This window comes from Erwinia sp. JH02 (genome assembly GCF_013074405.1).
Taxonomy (GTDB): Bacteria; Pseudomonadota; Gammaproteobacteria; order Enterobacterales; family Enterobacteriaceae; genus Erwinia; species Erwinia rhapontici.
Genome location: NZ_JABANZ010000003.1, coordinates 216,736 through 234,707, shown reverse-complemented (window position 1 = coordinate 234,707; position 17,972 = coordinate 216,736). Strand labels below are relative to the sequence as shown.

The window sequence follows — 17,972 nt, the reverse complement described above, 5'->3', positions numbered from 1 at the left end:
TCCTGTCAGTCTCGTAATGCAACTTTTCCAATTTCATCGATCAGCGCCTCTTTGCATTTGAGGATCGCCTCGCGATTACGTGCTTCATGCCGCTGGAAACGGGCGCCAGGGATCAAAAGACTGATGGAAAAGCGTCCCAGAATCGTGTCGATTGCCACGGCCATCGTGGAGATCCCTTCCAGCGTCTCGCCCCGGTCATACGCCAGACCGGTACGACGAATTTCGGTTAAATGTGCCAGCAACGCGGGGAAATCGCGCACGGTCAGTTCGGTAATGGCCTGATAAGCCTCACCCACCAATTCTCTGGCAGCGTCATCGCTCTCCAGCGCCAGCAGCGCACGGCCACCGGAAGTGCTGTAGAGCGGCAGGTTCATGCCTATGCGTGGCACCACCCGCAGTTCCCGGTCAGCCACAACATAATGCACAATCGCCAACTGCAGGCCGCTGGCCCGGGCCAGCGACACGGTTTCTCCGGTGGTGTCGCACAGTGCCTGAAGCCACGGCTGAGCAATAGCCACCACATCGGTATGCACGTTGGCGATCAGCCGCAGCAGAGCCGGGCCAAGCCGAACGCCACCGGCCGCGCCGTGGCTGCGCACCAGCTGCACTGAATCCAGCGCGTTGACGATGCGCTGCACGGTGGAACGCGGCAAATCGACCGCCAGAGCGATTTCGCCGAGGCTCATTCCGTTCGGTTTTGCGCCCAACGCATCAAGAATTTTCGCGGCGCGCGTGATCACCTGAATGCCGCCGATACGTTCGTCATCACGGCAGGTTGCGGACTCAAACATAGGGATTCTCTTTCCTTGTCATCGGCAAATACTGTAGCACTATTTGGCTTACTGGACACGCTGTATCACATTGCAATACAGCGCATCACCATGTAATATTCCGCTCAATGTATCACGATGCAATACACTGCATCGATAATAATAATTCTCGTCCGGGATACCTGCTATGAATGGCCAGCCAGCGGCGATGCCGCCGTCTCCGCACCCTTTTACTCTTCGCCTGGCGCTGGGCCTGGTGGGTGTACTGATCGCCGCGCTCAGCTCCGGTCTTAACGATCGCGTGACCGACCTGGCATTGGCTGATATTCGCACCGCGCTGGGGATCGATTTTGATACCGGCAGCTGGATCACCTCCGCTTACCAGGCCGCAGAAGTGGCCGCCATGATGATCGCCCCCTGGTTTGCGGTCACCTTCTCACTGCGCCGTTTTACGCTGTCAGTCACCCTCGGATTCTGCCTGATTGCGGCAGTCCAACCGCTGGTGACCGATGCCTCAGGCTTTATCGCTCTCAGGGTGATTCAGGGGATTTTTGGGGGTGCGCTGCCCCCCATGCTGATGACGGTTGCCCTGCGCTTTCTGCCCCCCGGCATCAAGCTTTACGGACTGGCCGCTTATGCCATGACGGCAACGTTTGGCCCGAATATGGCGGCGTCACTTGCCGCTTTCTGGACCGATTCCGTCGGCTGGCAGTTCACCTTCTGGCAGGTGATCCCGCCGTGTCTGATCGCCATGTTGCTGATTAGCCGCGGATTGCCGCAGGACCCATTGCGTCTCGAACGTTTCCGCCAGATTGACGCACTGGGGATGCTGACTGGCTGTAGCGGTATCGCGCTGCTGGTGCTGGCGCTGACGCAGGGCGAACGGCTGGACTGGTTCCAGTCACCGCTCATCAGCGGCATGTTACTGAGCGCCGCCGCACTGCTGGTCGTGTTCTTCATTAATGAATGGTTCCATCCGCTGCCGCTGTTCCGGCTGCAAATGTTGCAACGTAAAAATCTGACGCATGGACTGCTGGTCCTCGCGGGCGTACTGATGGTCGCGCTGTCGGGGTCGGCCCTGCCCTCGGCGTATTTCGGTCAGATAGAAGGATTCCGCACCGCGCAGTTTGCTCCGCTGGCGCTGACCATTGGGCTACCGCAGCTGGTGATTGCCCCCCTGCTCGCGGCCTTACTGAATCTGCGCTGGATTGACTGCCGCTGGATGCTGACGGCAGGTGCCGGGCTGATGATCCTCTCCTGCGTACTGGGGATGCAGATCACCTCGGAGTGGGCGCGACAGAATTTCTGGTTAATTCAGGCGCTACAGGCGTTTGGTCAGCCGATGATGATCCTGCCCGTGCTGATGAGCGCCACCAGCGTGGTGCTGCCACCGGAGGGCCCCTTCGCTTCCGCCATGTTTAATACTGTCCGGGGTTTTTCCAGCGTCGCCGCTGGCGTGCTGGTCGAAAATTTCCTCACCCATCGGGAAAAATTCCATTCGCATACGCTGGTCGATCAGTTGGGTAACCGCCCGTGGCTGATGACCGCCACCCGTAGCGACACGGCCAGCAGCATGATGCCGCTGCTGCCGGATGGATCGGCCAGCTCGGTTGAGAATCTCAGCCATTTCAGCACGCTGGTGAAACACCAGGCGGTGATCCTCAGCCTCAGCGACAGCTATCTGATGATTATTGGCTTCGCACTGCTGCTGATCCTTCTGACCGCCTGGCTACCAAAACGCGTCTGGCCGCCACAAACACTGTTAACTTCAGCTCCGCAAACATCGAGATCATAACAATGAGTTTCACACCTGCTAAACGCACCTCTTTGCTGGTACTGCTGCTGCTGGTACTTTTGACCATCGCCTTTTTCATCTGGTCAGCGATCAATCGCCATCACCTGCGGACCGATGATGCCGTGATCGCCGCTGACTACACGCTGGTGGCCCCCAAAGTGTCCGGCTATATCCGCACGGTCAATGTGACTGACAACCAGCAGGTGAAAGCCGGTGATGTGCTGGCCACCATTGATGACCGCGACTATCGTGTGGCACTGGAAACCGCCAACGCCAATCTTCAGGTCAGCGAAGCGAAACGCAGCAGCATAGAAGCCCAACTGGAGCAGCAGAAAGCGACCATCGCCCAGACCGAAGCAGCCGTTAGCGCCAGCCAGGCCACGCTGAACTACGCAGGACAAAATGCTGACCGCTATCGTCGCCTGCTGAAAAGCGGCACCGCGACCGCCGATGAGCAACAGAAATCCAGTTCAACGATGTTAAGTGCGGCAGCGCAGGTTAAGCAGAGCCAGGCTGCCGTACTGGCCGCACGCAAAGAAGTCGCCGTCTTGCAGGCAAGCGTGAAGCAGGCGGATGCGGACATTGCGGCGATGCAGGCCAGCGTCGATCAGGCGCAGCTCAACCTTTCCTATACGCAGATTACCGCACCGATTTCAGGCAGCGTTGGCCAGCGGGCCGTGCGTCAGGGTGCGTGGGTCGCAGCGGGGACACGTCTGCTGGCGGTCGTCCCCTTGCAGCAAAGCTATGTGGTGGCAAACTTCCTTGAAACCCAGCTGGCCCATGTGACCCAGGGGCAACCCGTTTCAGTGACGGTCGATGCCCTGCCAGGCGTGACGCTGCGCGGCCATGTTGACAGTATTGCCCCTGCTACAGGTTCAACTTTTGCGGCGATTACTGCTGATAACGCGACCGGAAACTACACCAAAGTCGTGCAGCGCCTGCCGGTAAAAATCGTGCTGGAACCGGGCCAGTCAGACCTGCCACGACTGCGCGTTGGTATGTCCGTCGTTCCAGAATTAGAAATGCATTAATGTGAGAAAGATCCCAGAACAATCACCTTTATTTCGCAAGGGAATGCGGGTAGATTAGCGTCCGATCCTGCCTGTTTTAGGCGTTTAGAGGAATTGTTCGTGAAATATGCTTTGATGGGAATCTCTTTTATCCTGTTAATCTGGGTTGGCACTTTCTATCTGATGGTGTAGGGATAAAAGTGAAGGGGTCAGGACAACCTGACCCTTACTGTTTTCAGACGTCGTCTTCGCCGCTTTTTGTGGCACTCGCTAAAATACCCTCAGCCCGAAACATCGCTTTAATGCCTCTGACCGCCTGACGAATACGGTCGCTGTTTTCAATCAAGGCAAAGCGCACGTGCGTATCACCGTAATCCCCAAAGCCGATACCCGGCGACACACACACCTTCGCTTCCTGTAACAGCAGTTTGGCAAACTCAAGCGATCCCAGGTGCGCATAGTGGTCGGGAATTTTCGCCCAGACGTACATCGATGCTTTCGGGTTATCCACCATCCAGCCCGCCTCATGCAGACCTTTCACCAGCACGTCACGGCGGCGTTTATACTGCTCGGCAATATCGCGTACGCACTGCTGATCGCCTTCCAGCGCCGCAATCGCCGCCACCTGCAACGGGGTGAAGGTGCCGTAATCATGGTAGCTTTTGATACGCGCCAGCGCAGACACCAGCTCTTTGTTACCCACCATAAAGCCGATACGCCAGCCCGCCATATTGTAGCTTTTGGACAGCGTAAAGAACTCCACCGCCACATCACGTGCGCCCGGAACTTCCATGATAGACGGGGCTTTCCAGCCGTCGTAGACAATATCGGCGTAGGCGAGATCGTGGATCACCAGCACGTTGTACTGTTTCGCCAGCGCAATCACCCGCTCAAAGAAGTCCAGCTCCACACACTGCGCGGTCGGGTTTGACGGGAAGCCGAGGACCATCATCTTCGGCTTCGGATAGCTTTCGCGAATGGCGCGTTCCAGCTCGTTAAAGAAGTCGACGCCCGCTACCAGCGGTACAGAGCGCACCTGCGCGCCAGCGATCACCGCCCCATAGATATGGATCGGATAGCTCGGATTCGGCACCAGCACGGTATCGCCGTGATCGAGCGTAGCCAGCATCAGATGCGCCAGCCCCTCTTTGGAGCCAATCGTGACAATCGCTTCCGATTCGGGGTCAATGTCCACCTGGTAGCGGTCGGCATACCAGCGTGAAATCGCACGACGCAGGCGGGGAATACCGCGTGAGGTGGAGTAACCGTGCGTGTCTTCGCGCTGCGCCACGGTGCAGAGTTTTTCCACGATATGCGGCGGCGTCGGGCCGTCCGGGTTACCCATACTGAAGTCGATTATATCTTCACCGCGACGACGGGCTGCCATCTTCAATTCGGAGGTAATGTTAAAAACATACGGGGGAAGACGTTCAATACGGGAAAAACGGCGTGGGGAATTATTGTCAGTCATAGCAACCTCTGATTCACGTAAGCGCCCGGACCATCCGAGCGACGCTGACCACTGCGGTGGTCGAGGAATCAACATATCTTACCTTTCTGTAACCTGTCGATAGGCAGAATAAAATTTTTTACTGGGCCGGGTTAATGCGCCCAAACAGCCAGTCATTCACCCATTTGCCACGTAACAGGTAATTATCCCGTAGTGTCCCTTCCAGCGTGAAGCCGTTTTTTTCCAGCACGCGGCGCGAAGCATGGTTCCCCTCCACCACCTGCGCTTTCAACTTGTGAAACTCACACTCATTGAAGAGAAAATCACACAGCGCGCCCAGCGCTTCGCTGCCGTACCCCTGACCAAAACAGTCGTTCAACAGTGAGTAACCGACTTCCGCCTGACGATGCGGTGCCCACTCCGGGTTAGCTCCCATCAGCCCCACAGCCCGCCCATCCTCTTTGCGCCGCACCACCAGGCACAGCATGTGGAAACTGGTGATCTGCCAGGGAGCCAGACGGTCATGAAAACGCTGGCGGATATCGGCCAGTTGCGGCACCGCGCTGATAAATTTCATGCAGGTTTCATCGCTGTGTACCGCCAGGAACAGCTGCCAGTCTTCCGGCTGTAGCCGGGTCAGGATCAGTCGCTCAGTCGTGAGTTGCATAAGCCATCTCGCTAAAAGGGGAAAAACCACAAAGAACACATCTCTTTTATCTGCCGCTTTTTCGCCGTGTAATGATTCGCAGCAGTAACGCCATGATAATGAATTTGTCACAGGAGAACGACAATGTCCCATCTCAAAATTGACAATATCCCGGATGCAATTCGCACGATAAAACACCAGCTACGCCAGCAGCTTCCCCACTACCGCGCCGTCTTTGCCGAGCTGGATGACGAGATGCGCCTCCAGATCCATGCCCTTAAGGCAGAACAGCAGCGCGGCGAACATCCGGTGCCGGAACTTGATGCCAACGATATCCTGAACCATCGCGTCACAGAACAGCAAAAAAAACGCATCCGCCAGCGCGGCTGCTGCACGGTGCGTGGCGTCTTCCCCCGCGCGCAGGCCACGGAGTGGAACACGAATATTGGCCGCTATCTTGACGACAATCAGTTTGTTGAGAAGCTGCAAAATGCGGCGGAGGATAATTACTTTGGCGATCTGAAGCAGGGAAAGCCGCAGATTTATGGCGTTTACTGGTCACAGCCGCAGGTGCAGGCACGTCAGGATGCGCGGATGCAGGCGGTACAGGTTTTCCTCAATTCCCTCTGGCAGACCGAAAGCGCGGGTAAACAGCATTTTGATCCCACGCGTAGTGTCAGCTACGCCGATCGCATTCGCCGCCGTCCCCCTCATTCTGGCTCGCTGGGCCTGTCGCCGCACGTTGACGGCGGCTCACTGGAGCGCTGGCTGGATGAGAATTTCCGTCACGTTTACCGCCATGTCTTTAGCGGCAACTGGCAGCAATATAATCCGTTTGATGCCGAAGGACGCACCGAAGTACGCGAGTTCCCCTCTCCCGCCGTCTGCTCAATGTTCCGTACGTTCCAGGGCTGGACAGCGCTGACGCCGCAGCGCAAACACGGCGGTACGCTGAAACTGCTGCCAATTGCCAATGCGATGGCGTGGATTTTACTGCGCGCACTACAGGATGATGTGGCAGACGATGATCTGTGCGGTGCCGCGCCAGGGCGTGCCTTATCGGTCAGTGAAAAATTCCATCCTCTTTTACTTGAAGGTTTTTCCTCTATTCCTGATATGGAACCGGGTGACACGGTGTTCTGGCACTGCGACGTGGTGCATGCAGTGGAGAATGAACATCTGGGTGAGTTTGACAGCAATGTGATGTATATCGCTGCGGCCCCCTGGTGCGAAAAGAATGCCACCTATTTGCAACGCCAGTGGCCTGCTTTTGTCGACGGGCGTTCGCCACCGGATTTCGCTGCGGATAATTTTGAAGTCGATTTTTCTGGCCGGGCGACGGAAGACGATTTGACGCCATCAGGCAGGAAACAGATGCTATCCCAGGACGGTTAACATTTATTGTGGCGTAGGGGCGAGGCACGCCTCGTCCTGGATCACCCCGGGTCAGGTATGCCTGCCCCCTACGCAGGGGATTTGCGCATTGCACCACGTTGATGCCTGGCACATCCCCCCCACATTCCCTATCATAGGCACATTATCCCCACCAGCCGAGACGCCCGTGCATTCGATGTTTGAGATGTTGCTCGCCGTGTTTGACCGCGCAGCGCTGATGTTAATCTGCCTGTTCTTCATTACCCGTACCCGCCATTTCCGCCAGCTCTTGCAAAAAGATGAGCATTCGCGCCAGGAACTGATCGCCGTCACCACCATTTTTTCGCTGTTTGCGCTGTTCAGTACCTGGACCGGGATCAACGTTGAAGGCTCACTGGTTAACGTTCGCACCATTGCGATTATGTCCGGCGGGATCCTGTTCGGCCCCTGGGTGGGCATTGCGACCGGGGTGATTGCCGGGACGCACCGCTTCCTGATCGACATTGATGGCGTCACCTCGGTGCCCTGCCTGATCACCAGCATTGTCGCCGGGGTGGTCTCCGGCTGGATCAATCTGAAAGTGGTCAAGGAGAAGCGCTGGAGCATTGGCATTATTGGCGGGATGGCCTGCGAATCACTGACCATGCTGCTGATTGTCGTCTGGGCCTCCCCGACTGCGCTGGGGCTGGATATTGTCTCGGAAATCGCCATTCCGATGATCCTCGGTGCGGCCAGCATCGGGCTGATCGTTCTGCTGGTGCAGAGCGTGGAGGGAGAAAAAGAAGCCATTGCCGCCCGTCAGGCCAAGCTGGCGCTGGATATTGCCAATAAAACCCTGCCGCTGTTCCGCCAGGTCAACAGCCAGTCTCTTAGCCAGGTGTGCCACATTATTCGTGATGATATCAATGCCGATGCGGTGGCAATGACCAACAACACCCAGATCCTCGCCTATGTTGGTGTGGGAGAAGAGAACTACCGCGACGGTGATGATGGCATCAGCCCGACCACGGCGGCTGCGATTTCGGAAGGGAAGATCATCATCAAAAACAATGATGAAGCCCACCGCACCCCTGAAATTCATTCGATGATCGTCATTCCGCTGTGGGAAAAAGGCGAAGTCACCGGCACGCTGAAAATTTACTACCGCCATGCTCACCGCATCACCTGGTCGTTGAAGGAGATGGCGGTGGGCCTGTCGCAGATTATCTCGACCCAGCTGGAAGTCTCGCGCGCGGAACAGCTGCGAGAAATGGCTAACAAGGCTGAGCTGCGGGCATTACAGAGTAAAATTAACCCCCATTTCCTGTTTAACGCCCTCAATGCGATCTCCTCTTCCATCCGCATCAATCCGGACACCGCGCGCCAGCTCATTACCAATCTGTCCCGTTATCTGCGCTATAACCTGGAATTGAACGATGACGAGATCATTGATATCAAGAAGGAGCTTTACCAGGTGAAGGACTACATTGCCATCGAGCAGGCCCGCTTCGGGGATAAGCTGACGGTCATCTATGATATCGAAGAGGACGTCAACTGCTCACTGCCCAGCCTGCTCATTCAGCCGCTGGTGGAGAATGCCATCATGCACGGCATCCATCCCTTCCGGGGGAAAGGCGTGGTGACGCTGAGTATTCACGACCTGGGCGACCGGGTGCGCATTGCGGTGCGGGATACCGGGCAGGGCATCAGTGAAGATGTGATTGCACGGGTGGAATGTAATGAGATGCCGGGGAATAAAATCGGTCTGCTGAATGTCCATCACCGGGTGAAGTTGCTGTACGGTGAAGGACTGCACATTCACCGCCTGAATCCCGGCACGGAGATTGCCTTCTATATCAGTAAAAATGGTGCAGGTTTGCCTGAAAAACCCAGTATTTCTTTGGCCTGAACCCGAGGTATGACGTGAAAGCAATCATTGTAGAAGACGAGTTTCTGGCCCAACAGGAGTTGAGCTGGCTGATCCGCGAGCATAGCCAGATCACCATTGAAGCAACGTTTGATGACGGGCTGGACGTGCTGAAGTATCTGCAAACCCATCAGGTCGACGTGATTTTTCTGGATATTAATATCCCGTCACTTGATGGCATGCTGCTGGCGCAAAATATCAGTAAATTCGCCAATAAACCGCTGATCGTGTTTATTACGGCCTACAAAGAGCATGCGGTAGAAGCCTTTGAGCTGGAGGCATTCGACTACATTCTGAAGCCCTGGTCCGAAATGCGCCTCATTACCTTGCTGCGTAAGCTGGAAAATCATGTGCAGAGCAGCGCCTCGCTCAGTCCGGCGGCCACGCGTCCTGCGCCGCACACCATCAATCTGGTGAAAGACGAACGCATTATCGTCACCGATATTAATGATATCTACTACGCGGAAGCCCATGAAAAGCTGACGTTTGTGTATACGCGGCGCGAAGAGTATGTGATGTCGATGAACATGACGGAATTTTGTCAGCGGCTGCCGGATGAGTATTTCTTCCGTTGCCACCGATCCTACTGCGTCAATCTCAGCAAAATTCGTGAGATCGAACCCTGGTTTAACAACACCTATATTCTCAAACTACGCGATCTTGAGTTCCAGGTGCCGGTGAGTCGCAGCAAGGTGAAAGAGTTTCGGCAACTGATGCGGCTGTAATTCTCCGCATCCGTTGCCTTGTACAGGCGGGAATTACAGTACCAGACCAAGCGTCTGACGCAGATGCGCACCCGCGCCCAGCAGGCCTGGCTGATCGTGGGTGATCAGGTAAACCGGAATGCCGGAGACGTAATCTTTAAAACGGCCTTTATCTTCAAATGCTGCACGGAAACCGGAGGCTTTGAAGAACTCCAGGAAACGCGGAACAATGCCCCCGGCAATATATACGCCGCCGAACGTGCCCAGATTCAGCGCCAGATTGCCGCCGAAACGCCCCATAATCACGCAGAACATGGACAGGGCGCGACGGCAGTCAGTGCAGCTGTCCTGCAAGGCGCGTTCGGTCACATCACGCGGTTTCAGATTTTCTGGCACCCGGTCATCTGATTTAACAATCGCCCGATAGAGGTTCACCAGCCCGCCACCGGAGAGAATACGCTCGGCAGACACATGGCCCAACTCTTCACGCAGCACTTCGAGGATCTGATCTTCTTCTTCGCTGTTCGCGGCGAAATCAACATGCCCCCCTTCCCCCGGCAGGCTGACCCAGCGCTTATCAACATGGACCAGATGTGCCACGCCCAGGCCCGTTCCCGCGCCATACACGGCCACCGGTTTGTCCTGCACCGGCGATTTACCGCCGAACTGCAACACATGGTCTTCCTTCAGCATCGGGATGGCCATGGATACCGCAGTGAAATCGTTGATGATTTCCAGCGTTTCAAAGCCCAGGCTGGCTTTCATCTTGCTGGTAGAGAACGCCCAGTCGTGGTTGGTCATTTCAACCCAGTCTTCAGTGATCGGGCAGGCAATGGCGATACAGCCATGTTTGATGTCCTGCTGCTGCTCATCGAGATAAGCGCGGATCACCGCTTCCAGATTGTCATACTCTGCTGTGGAAAACGTTTTGGCTTGTGAAATAGCACCGCTCTCAACTTCACACAGTGCCAGACGCGCATTTGTGCCGCCGACATCACCCACCAAGGCATAGCTGGTCATTATTGTTTTGCTCCGCTCAAGTCAATTAGACACACTATAAATTTCCCCCGCTAAAACAACAACGCTCACCGGGAAAAAGGTGAGCGTTAAATCTGATAATGGCTACCTTAACGGGATTAGTGTCCCTTTCCCACGGGCAACTGTCTGAATTGCGAGTCAAACGGCGGTTATCGGCTGTTACGCTGATGCAGTGCCTGCGTGACAGACGCCAGCAGCGGCGGAATATCCTGCTGTGGCAGTACAACTTCCACCAGCGACAGGCGTGATGGCGCCTCAAGCAGCGCCATCACCTCCCGCAGCTGTACCGTTTGCGTCACACGCCAGCTCTGCGCCTGACTGTCGACGTTCAATGCCTGCGGCAGACGCGTCCAGTCCCAGGGGGCAATATCGTTATAGCGCTGCTGTGCACCGTGGATGGCACGTTCGACAGTATAGCCGTCGTTGTTCAGCAGGAAGATCACCGGGTTTTGCCCGTCACGCAGCATGGTACCCAACTCCTGCACCGTCAGCTGCGCCGATCCGTCACCGATGATCAGCACCACACGCTGCTGCGGCTGCGCGGTCTGGGCACCGAAAGCGGCCGGCAGCGTGTAGCCAATCGATCCCCACAGCGGCTGCACCAGCAAACGTGCCCCTTCAGGTAAACGCAGCGCGGCAGCGCCAAATGCCGCCGTCCCCTGATCGGCCAGCACGATATCGCCAGGGCGCAGAAAGTCCTGTATTGCCAGCCAGAACGTGCTTTGTATCAGACTGTCCGAACTCGCGCTGTCCATTTCCGGCGGTGCCACAATCCCCCGCTGCCAGCCTCGACCATGCTGGCGTGCCAGTTGATGTAACACCGCCAGCGCCGCCGCCATCGGTATGCGCGGAAAATCACGTTCGGCTATCCGGCAGCCGTGCAGGCCAACATCAATGGTCCGACTGCGGGTGATGTTTTGCGTAAATCCGGCGGTAATGGTGTCGGTATATTTCACGCCAATCGCAATGAGCACATCGCTCTGCTCAATAACGGCCCGGGTACTTTCAGCGCTGGACGATCCTGCATAGGTTCCGGCAAAGCCATACTGGGTTTCCGGCAGCACACTTTTACCCATCAGCAGCGTGGCAAACGGCATCGGAATATCCGTTAGCCAGCGCTGTAAAAGGGGCTGTTGCCCGGCACGGTCGGCGAGAAAATCCGCCAGCATCGCCACGCTGCCCGCCGCGGCCAGCAGGCTTTCAGCCTTATCCGCAAAGGCGGCGAGCTGTTCCCGATCGATTTCCCGGGCCAGTGTCAGAGGATCAACAGGCGGCGGCAACGGACTTTCCGCCACATTGGTTGCCAGTAGCAGATAGACCGGGCGGCGCTCGGTTAATGCACACAACAGGACACGATCAATCTCTGCCGCCGCGTTGTCGGCGGTAAGCACCGTAGTGGCCACCGCGATTTCCTGATGCATACGCAGGAAGTGACCGAAATCGCCATCACCCAGCGTGTGATGCAGCAGTTCGCCGTTGTTCTGTGAGGTTTGCGACGGTGCGCCGACGATATGAATCACCGGCAGATATTCAGCATAACTGCCCGCCACGCCGTTCAGAGCGCTTAACTCACCGACGCCAAACGTGGTCAGCAGCGCCGCAACGCCGCGACAGCGGGCATAACCGTCAGCAGCATAGGCCGCATTCAGTTCATTGGCACAGCCGACCCAGGCCAGCCGGGGATGATCAATCACATGATCGAGAAATTGCAGGTTGTAATCACCGGGCACCCCAAACAGGTGATCGATACCGATTTCATTTAACCGCGCAAGCAGATAGTCACCCACCGTATAGCTGTTCATCGCCCTGCTCCTCTGTGGCCTCTGTTCTCAGTATTGGTGATTATTTTCATTCTGTTATCGGAAAGATGCCGGGTGAAATGGCAACAGATCGTTACGGGCCAGGAATTATCCTTAAGTTGCGATCCGCCGCCCGATTTCATTCAGTGTAACCGTATACACTACTATGCTGTTCAACGACCCCAACGTTTTAACAACAGGATTTATTCATGGTTTATCAAGCAGATGCCCAGCGGTACGAGACAATGACTTATCACCGCTGCGGGCGCAGCGGCCTGAAGCTTCCGGCCATCTCCCTCGGTTTGTGGCATAACTTTGGTGACAGTACCCGCGTAGATAACAGTCGTGACCTGCTGCGTCATGCTTTTGATAACGGTATCACTCATTTCGATCTGGCCAATAACTATGGCCCCCCTCCGGGTTCGGCTGAAGAAAATTTTGGCCGCATCCTGCGTGAGGATTTCCGCGCCTTGCGTGATGAACTGGTGCTTTCCAGCAAAGCCGGTTACACCATGTGGGATGGCCCTTACGGCGACTGGGGATCGCGCAAGTATCTGATTTCCAGCCTCGACCAGAGCCTGAAACGTATGGGCGTGGAGTACGTGGATATTTTCTATCATCACCGCCCGGACCCGGAAACACCGCTGGAAGAGACCATGACCGCCCTTGACCATCTGGTACGCCAGGGTAAGGCACTGTACGTTGGGTTATCTAACTACCCGGCAGAGTTAGCAGCGCAGGCGATCACCCTGCTGAAAGCACTCGGAACCCCTTGCCTGATCCATCAGCCGAAGTATTCGATGTTTGAACGCGCCCCGGAAACAGGACTGCTGGATGTGCTGGCAGAACAGGGGGTTGGCAGCATCGCCTTCTCACCGCTGGCCGGTGGCATGCTGACCGACCGCTATCTTAACGGTATCCCTGAGGATTCCCGTGCCGCCAGCGGCAGTCGCTTCCTGAGTGGTGATCAACTGACGCCAGAGAAGATGGATAAAGTTCAGCGTCTGAATGCGCTGGCGCAGCGCCGTGGGCAGAAACTGTCGCAGATGGCGCTGGCCTGGGTGTTGCGCGGCGACCGGGTCACCTCGGTGCTGATCGGTGCCAGTAAAACCAGTCAGATTGATGATGCGGTGCAGATGCTGGGTAACCGTCGCTTTAGCGCCGATGAACTGGCTGAGATAGAAACGATTCTCGGTTAATATTTCAGTACGCCCGCTATCAGGGCCGATCAATAAAAAGATCGGCCCTTACCGTTAACCCCGCCTCTGCTCCCTCCAGATAAATCCCAAATCAACCTGTTCCCTGTTTTTTCAGAGTTCGCCAGGCGTAACGGCGATGAAGTGTTTATATTGTGCTCCTACGGTGGGGAAGTCAGACCACTGATAAAGGAGATAATATGAAACGCTTATTGCTTGTTGCCACGTTGCTGGCAAGTTTATCCCCGTTGGCGATGCACACAGCTCACGCCGACAGCGCCCGTATTACACTGGCGCCTGGCATTACACTGCATTTAGGCGATCGCGACGATCGTGGACGTTACTGGGATGGCGGCCGCTGGCGCGACAATCACTGGTGGCGTAATAATTATCGCTACGATGAGGGCCGCTGGTGGCGACACGAGCAGTGGCGCCGTCATGAAGAAATGCGCCGTCATCAGGAGTGGGAGCGGGAACGTCGCTGGCGCGACCACGATCGTCGCCGCGAATGGCGCCATCATGAGAATGAGCGACGTCATCATGACCGCCACGACCGCTGGTAAAGAATGATCATCTTGGGGACTAAAAACAGATGCCTGTAGTTAGCCTAAATAATTCGAGCTGCAGGAAGGCGGCAAGCCCGTGACAAATCGGTCAGGAACCGATTTGAACAGCACTTGTGCTGGCCCGCAGGGTGAGCCTCACGGATGAGGCTCATAGTCCCCAGGAGCATAGCCAACTATGTGACTGGGGTGAATGGGTGCAGCCAACGCATCTGCAGCTTGAAGTATGACGGGTAACTTACAGATTTATCGCCATCGCGATAAGCAGATAACCATTCAGCACCACCACCACGGCCACAATGGCGCGGCCGACATTCTGCATCAGACGCGAGTTCACCATATCGCCCATCAGCTCACGATTGCCGGTAAAGGCCAGCAGTGGCACCAGCGCCAGCGCAATACCAAAACTTAACAGCACCTGGCTCATCACCAGAATGCGTGTTGGCTCCCAGCCCGCCATAATCACAATAAAGGAAGGCAGCATGGTGACCACGCGCCGCACCAGCAGTGGAATATGGAAGCGGATAAAGCCCTGCATCACCACCTGACCCGCCATGGTCCCCACCACCGTAGATGATAAACCGGCAGCCAGCAGGCTCAGACCGAACACCATGGCGGCGGCTTTACCCAGCAGCGGGTCAAGGGTCAGATAGGCCTGGTCAAGGTCAGCAATACCGCTGTGACCGCTAAAATGAAACGTCGCCGCTGCCGTTGCCATCATCGCCAGGTTAACAAAACCCGCAATCGTCATCGCAATCGCCACGTCCAGTTTGGTGGAGGCGTAACGCTCAGTCCGCGTGGCGCCATCGCCTTTTTGTGTCAGCGACGAGTGCAGATAAATGACATGAGGCATAATCGTCGCCCCCAGCACGCCAGCCGCCAGTAATACGGCATCCGCCGTGGGCAGCGAAGGCACGGCCATTCCCTGGAGCAAATCGACCACTTTCGGCTGAGAGAAGAACAGCTCGATCACATAAGCGGCGGCAACAAACAGCAGCAGCCCCCCGATCACCAGCTCCAGTGGCTTCTGGCCGCGACTTTGCAGCATCAGGATCAGGAAGGTGGCGACCCCGGTGAGCATCGCGCCCTGTAACAAACTGACGCCGAACACCAGTTTGAAACCGATCGCAGCGCCAATAAATTCAGCAAGATCGGTCGCCATCGCGATAATTTCTGCCTGCACCCAGTAAAACCAGACGGCGGGACGGGGGAAGCGGTCGCGGATATGCTCGGCCAGGTTTTTGCCGGTGGCGATGCCCAGCTTGGCTGACATCAGCTGGATGACCATCGCCATAATGTTCGCCCACACCACCACCCACAGCAGGGTATAGCCGTAGGAAGCCCCTGCCTGGATATTGGTTGCGAAGTTGCCGGGGTCGATGTAGCCAATTGCCGCAATAAAGGCTGGCCCCATTAAGGCAAATTTGATTTTACGACTACTGCGAATGTTCTGCTCCGCAGTGCGGCTTCCGAACATAGTTGTTACCCCTGAGACGATTCACCCGGCAACTATAGTGCCTTTAATTGATAATGATTATCAAGTGCATTTAGAACGGTTATTCTGATTGCAGTGATAGCCAACACTATGAAGTATAGCACTGGCTATACTTTGGAATAAATTACGGCATAGCCAAAAAATCAGCAACCGTTTTCACTGTAGGGTATTCGGAAATCACTTACCAGCTAGGGGGTCATTTTTTCAGCAAAAGAGTGTTGCAAAGCATTAGTGGATCGAGCATTAAAGTGCCTGAACGTAACGAAATGGGTTCAAATGGGTTGAAAACATGTGACGGCTCAAGCTTTTCTGAAATCTGATGCAATAGGGAATTGTTATATTGCGGTATAGATCTCGTTTTTCCGGTTCTTGTTACATAGAATGTGCAACGAAATATAACAGCCCTCTAATTTGGAGCAAATATGTCCCGCATTCTGCACTTTGCTTTGGCACTGGCGATGGTCGCCCTGTTGGCCTTGTTGGTCAGCCGCGATCGTAAAAACATCCGTATCCGTTTTGTGGTACAGCTTTTAGTGATCGAAGTTCTGCTTGCCTGGTTCTTCCTGAACTCAGAAGCGGGCCTCGGGTTCGTTAAAGGTTTTTCTGATATGTTCGAAAAATTGCTGAAGTACGCGGCGGAAGGGACCAACTTCGTCTTTGGCAATATGAGTGATAAAGGCCTGGCCTTCTTCTGGCTCAACGTCCTCTGCCCTATCGTGTTTATCTCTGCGCTGATCGGTATTTTGCAGCATTTCCGCATCCTGCCCATCATCATCCGCGCCATCGGTACCGTGCTGTCGAAGGTCAACGGCATGGGTAAACTGGAATCTTTCAACGCCGTAAGTTCACTGATTTTGGGACAGTCAGAAAACTTTATTGCCTATAAAGATATCCTCGGCAAGATGTCAGAGCGCCGCATGTACACTATGGCCGCTACCGCGATGTCCACGGTGTCGATGTCAATTGTGGGTGCCTACATGACCATGCTTCAGCCGAAGTATGTGGTGGCCGCGCTGGTGCTGAACATGTTCAGTACCTTTATTGTGTTGTCGCTGATTAACCCGTACCGCGTGGACAGTGAAGAAGACCTGAAACTGGGTAACACCCATGAAGGCCAGAGCTTCTTTGAAATGCTGGGCGAGTACATTTTGGCCGGTTTCAAAGTGGCGGTGATTGTTGCCGCGATGCTGATCGGCTTTATCGCCCTGATCTCTGCCATCAATGCCCTGTTTGATACCATTTTCGGTATCAGCTTCCAGGGTATCCTCGGCTATGTGTTCTTCCCGTTTGCCTGGGTGATGGGCGTGCCGAGCAATGAAGCGTTGCAGGTCGGTAGCATCATGGCCACCAAACTGGTGTCGAACGAGTTTGTGGCGATGATGGATTTGCAGAAGATTGCCTCCACCTTGTCACCACGCGCGGAAGGCATCCTGTCCGTGTTCCTGGTTTCCTTTGCTAACTTCTCGTCTATCGGTATCGTTGCCGGGGCGATCAAAGGGCTGCATGAAGAACAGGGTAACGTGGTATCCCGCTTCGGTCTGAAACTGCTGTACGGCTCAACGCTGGTGAGTGTGCTGTCGGCATCCATTGCCGGTCTGGTGCTGTAATCACCTGGCGGGGCCTCTGGCCCCGCTTTCTTTCCTTCCCTGCCTTCCCGTCTACGCTAAGCCTTCCCACGCCTCAACCGCCTCACAGACGCTTAAACAAAGCCTAAGAGTGACCACCAACGATTCTGTCGGTGAGAAAATATCCGGAAGGGGAAAATAGAAACGAAAAAAAATCCGCCGAAGCAGATTATGGGTACATCATCGAAATTATTGAGAATTTGGTGGAGATAAGCGGGATCGAACCGCTGACCTCTTGCATGCCATGCAAGCGCTCTCCCAGCTGAGCTATACCCCCACTACTAAACTCTGCGTTTTTCGGTGCCACCCCATCTGCTGGTGAAGATGTGGTGGAGATAAGCGGGATCGAACCGCTGACCTCTTGCATGCCATGCAAGCGCTCTCCCAGCTGAGCTATACCCCCAAGCCGAAAAACTCTGTCGTGTTGACGGCGGGGATAATATGAAACAGTGGGGTTGGTGTCAACGCCAAAATAACAATCTGAGATCGATCGCTGAAAAAGCCGTCAAAGCGCCCAGAAAAGCGCTAACCCTCTGTTTTTATCACACCTGTAACGCATTACGCGCTGACTCCCCTGTATTGTGTTAATCACACGTTAATA

General features: G+C 55.4%; 14 protein-coding genes and 2 tRNA genes. 8 read left to right on the top strand and 8 right to left on the bottom strand.

Annotation, left to right across the window (positions count from 1 at the left end; all coding sequences use genetic code 11):
* Positions 1–5: 5 nt before the first annotated feature.
* Complete coding sequence (locus HHI26_RS10080; protein ID WP_133841232.1) at positions 6–791, bottom strand: IclR family transcriptional regulator; 786 nt, start codon at positions 789–791, stop codon at positions 6–8.
* Positions 792–957: 166 nt separating this feature from the next.
* Between HHI26_RS10080 and HHI26_RS10075 the strand changes: the two genes are divergently transcribed.
* Entirely contained in the window at positions 958–2,565 is a 1,608-nt protein-coding gene (locus HHI26_RS10075; protein ID WP_171149000.1) for an MFS transporter, read from the top strand.
* Between the two features lie 2 nt (positions 2,566–2,567).
* Positions 2,568–3,596 (top strand): HlyD family secretion protein, encoded by a 1,029-nt coding sequence (locus tag HHI26_RS10070; protein WP_133841230.1) that lies wholly within the window; start codon positions 2,568–2,570, stop codon positions 3,594–3,596.
* A gap of 214 nt (positions 3,597–3,810) precedes the next feature.
* On the opposite strand, the gene alaC is transcribed toward HHI26_RS10070, so the two are convergent.
* A complete protein-coding gene (alaC, locus tag HHI26_RS10060; RefSeq protein ID WP_133841229.1) occupies positions 3,811–5,046 on the bottom strand; it encodes an alanine transaminase in 1,236 nt (411 codons plus the stop codon).
* Positions 5,047–5,164: 118 nt separating this feature from the next.
* A complete protein-coding gene (locus HHI26_RS10055) occupies positions 5,165–5,692 on the bottom strand; it encodes a GNAT family N-acetyltransferase (RefSeq protein ID WP_133841228.1) in 528 nt (175 codons plus the stop codon).
* A 123-nt stretch (positions 5,693–5,815) separates the two neighbouring features.
* Between HHI26_RS10055 and HHI26_RS10050 the strand changes: the two genes are divergently transcribed.
* From HHI26_RS10050 to HHI26_RS10040, 3 genes are all read left to right on the top strand, one after another.
* On the top strand, positions 5,816–7,066 hold the full coding sequence (locus HHI26_RS10050; RefSeq protein ID WP_171148999.1) for a DUF1479 domain-containing protein: 1,251 nt from the start codon (positions 5,816–5,818) through the stop codon (positions 7,064–7,066).
* A 184-nt stretch (positions 7,067–7,250) separates the two neighbouring features.
* Complete coding sequence (locus tag HHI26_RS10045) at positions 7,251–8,933, top strand: sensor histidine kinase (RefSeq protein ID WP_205945474.1); 1,683 nt, start codon at positions 7,251–7,253, stop codon at positions 8,931–8,933.
* 14 nt (positions 8,934–8,947) lie between these two features.
* Entirely contained in the window at positions 8,948–9,676 is a 729-nt protein-coding gene (locus HHI26_RS10040; protein WP_133841226.1) for a LytTR family DNA-binding domain-containing protein, read from the top strand.
* A gap of 33 nt (positions 9,677–9,709) precedes the next feature.
* Here the strand turns inward: HHI26_RS10040 and glk are convergent, their stop codons facing one another.
* Positions 9,710–10,675, bottom strand: coding sequence for a glucokinase (gene glk, locus HHI26_RS10035; protein ID WP_133841225.1), 966 nt, complete (start codon positions 10,673–10,675; stop codon positions 9,710–9,712).
* A gap of 167 nt (positions 10,676–10,842) precedes the next feature.
* Positions 10,843–12,495: a thiamine pyrophosphate-binding protein gene (locus tag HHI26_RS10030; RefSeq protein WP_159336161.1), complete on the bottom strand. Its 1,653-nt coding sequence runs from the start codon at positions 12,493–12,495 to the stop codon at positions 10,843–10,845.
* 206 nt (positions 12,496–12,701) lie between these two features.
* Between HHI26_RS10030 and mgrA the strand changes: the two genes are divergently transcribed.
* Positions 12,702–13,691, top strand: a complete 990-nt coding sequence (mgrA, locus tag HHI26_RS10025) for an L-glyceraldehyde 3-phosphate reductase (RefSeq protein WP_133841223.1) — start codon at positions 12,702–12,704, stop codon at positions 13,689–13,691.
* A gap of 197 nt (positions 13,692–13,888) precedes the next feature.
* Positions 13,889–14,251 (top strand): DUF2502 domain-containing protein, encoded by a 363-nt coding sequence (locus HHI26_RS10020; protein ID WP_133841222.1) that lies wholly within the window; start codon positions 13,889–13,891, stop codon positions 14,249–14,251.
* A gap of 238 nt (positions 14,252–14,489) precedes the next feature.
* On the opposite strand, the gene HHI26_RS10015 is transcribed toward HHI26_RS10020, so the two are convergent.
* Positions 14,490–15,728, bottom strand: coding sequence for an Nramp family divalent metal transporter (locus HHI26_RS10015; RefSeq protein WP_133841221.1), 1,239 nt, complete (start codon positions 15,726–15,728; stop codon positions 14,490–14,492).
* Between the two features lie 440 nt (positions 15,729–16,168).
* Between HHI26_RS10015 and HHI26_RS10010 the strand changes: the two genes are divergently transcribed.
* Entirely contained in the window at positions 16,169–17,353 is a 1,185-nt protein-coding gene (locus HHI26_RS10010) for a NupC/NupG family nucleoside CNT transporter (protein WP_133841220.1), read from the top strand.
* A gap of 219 nt (positions 17,354–17,572) precedes the next feature.
* Here the strand turns inward: HHI26_RS10010 and HHI26_RS10005 are convergent.
* Together HHI26_RS10005 and HHI26_RS10000 are read right to left on the bottom strand one after the other, a co-directional pair.
* Positions 17,573–17,648, bottom strand: a tRNA-Ala gene (locus tag HHI26_RS10005).
* A 50-nt stretch (positions 17,649–17,698) separates the two neighbouring features.
* A tRNA-Ala gene (locus HHI26_RS10000) sits at positions 17,699–17,774 on the bottom strand.
* Between the last annotated feature and the right edge of the window lie 198 nt (positions 17,775–17,972).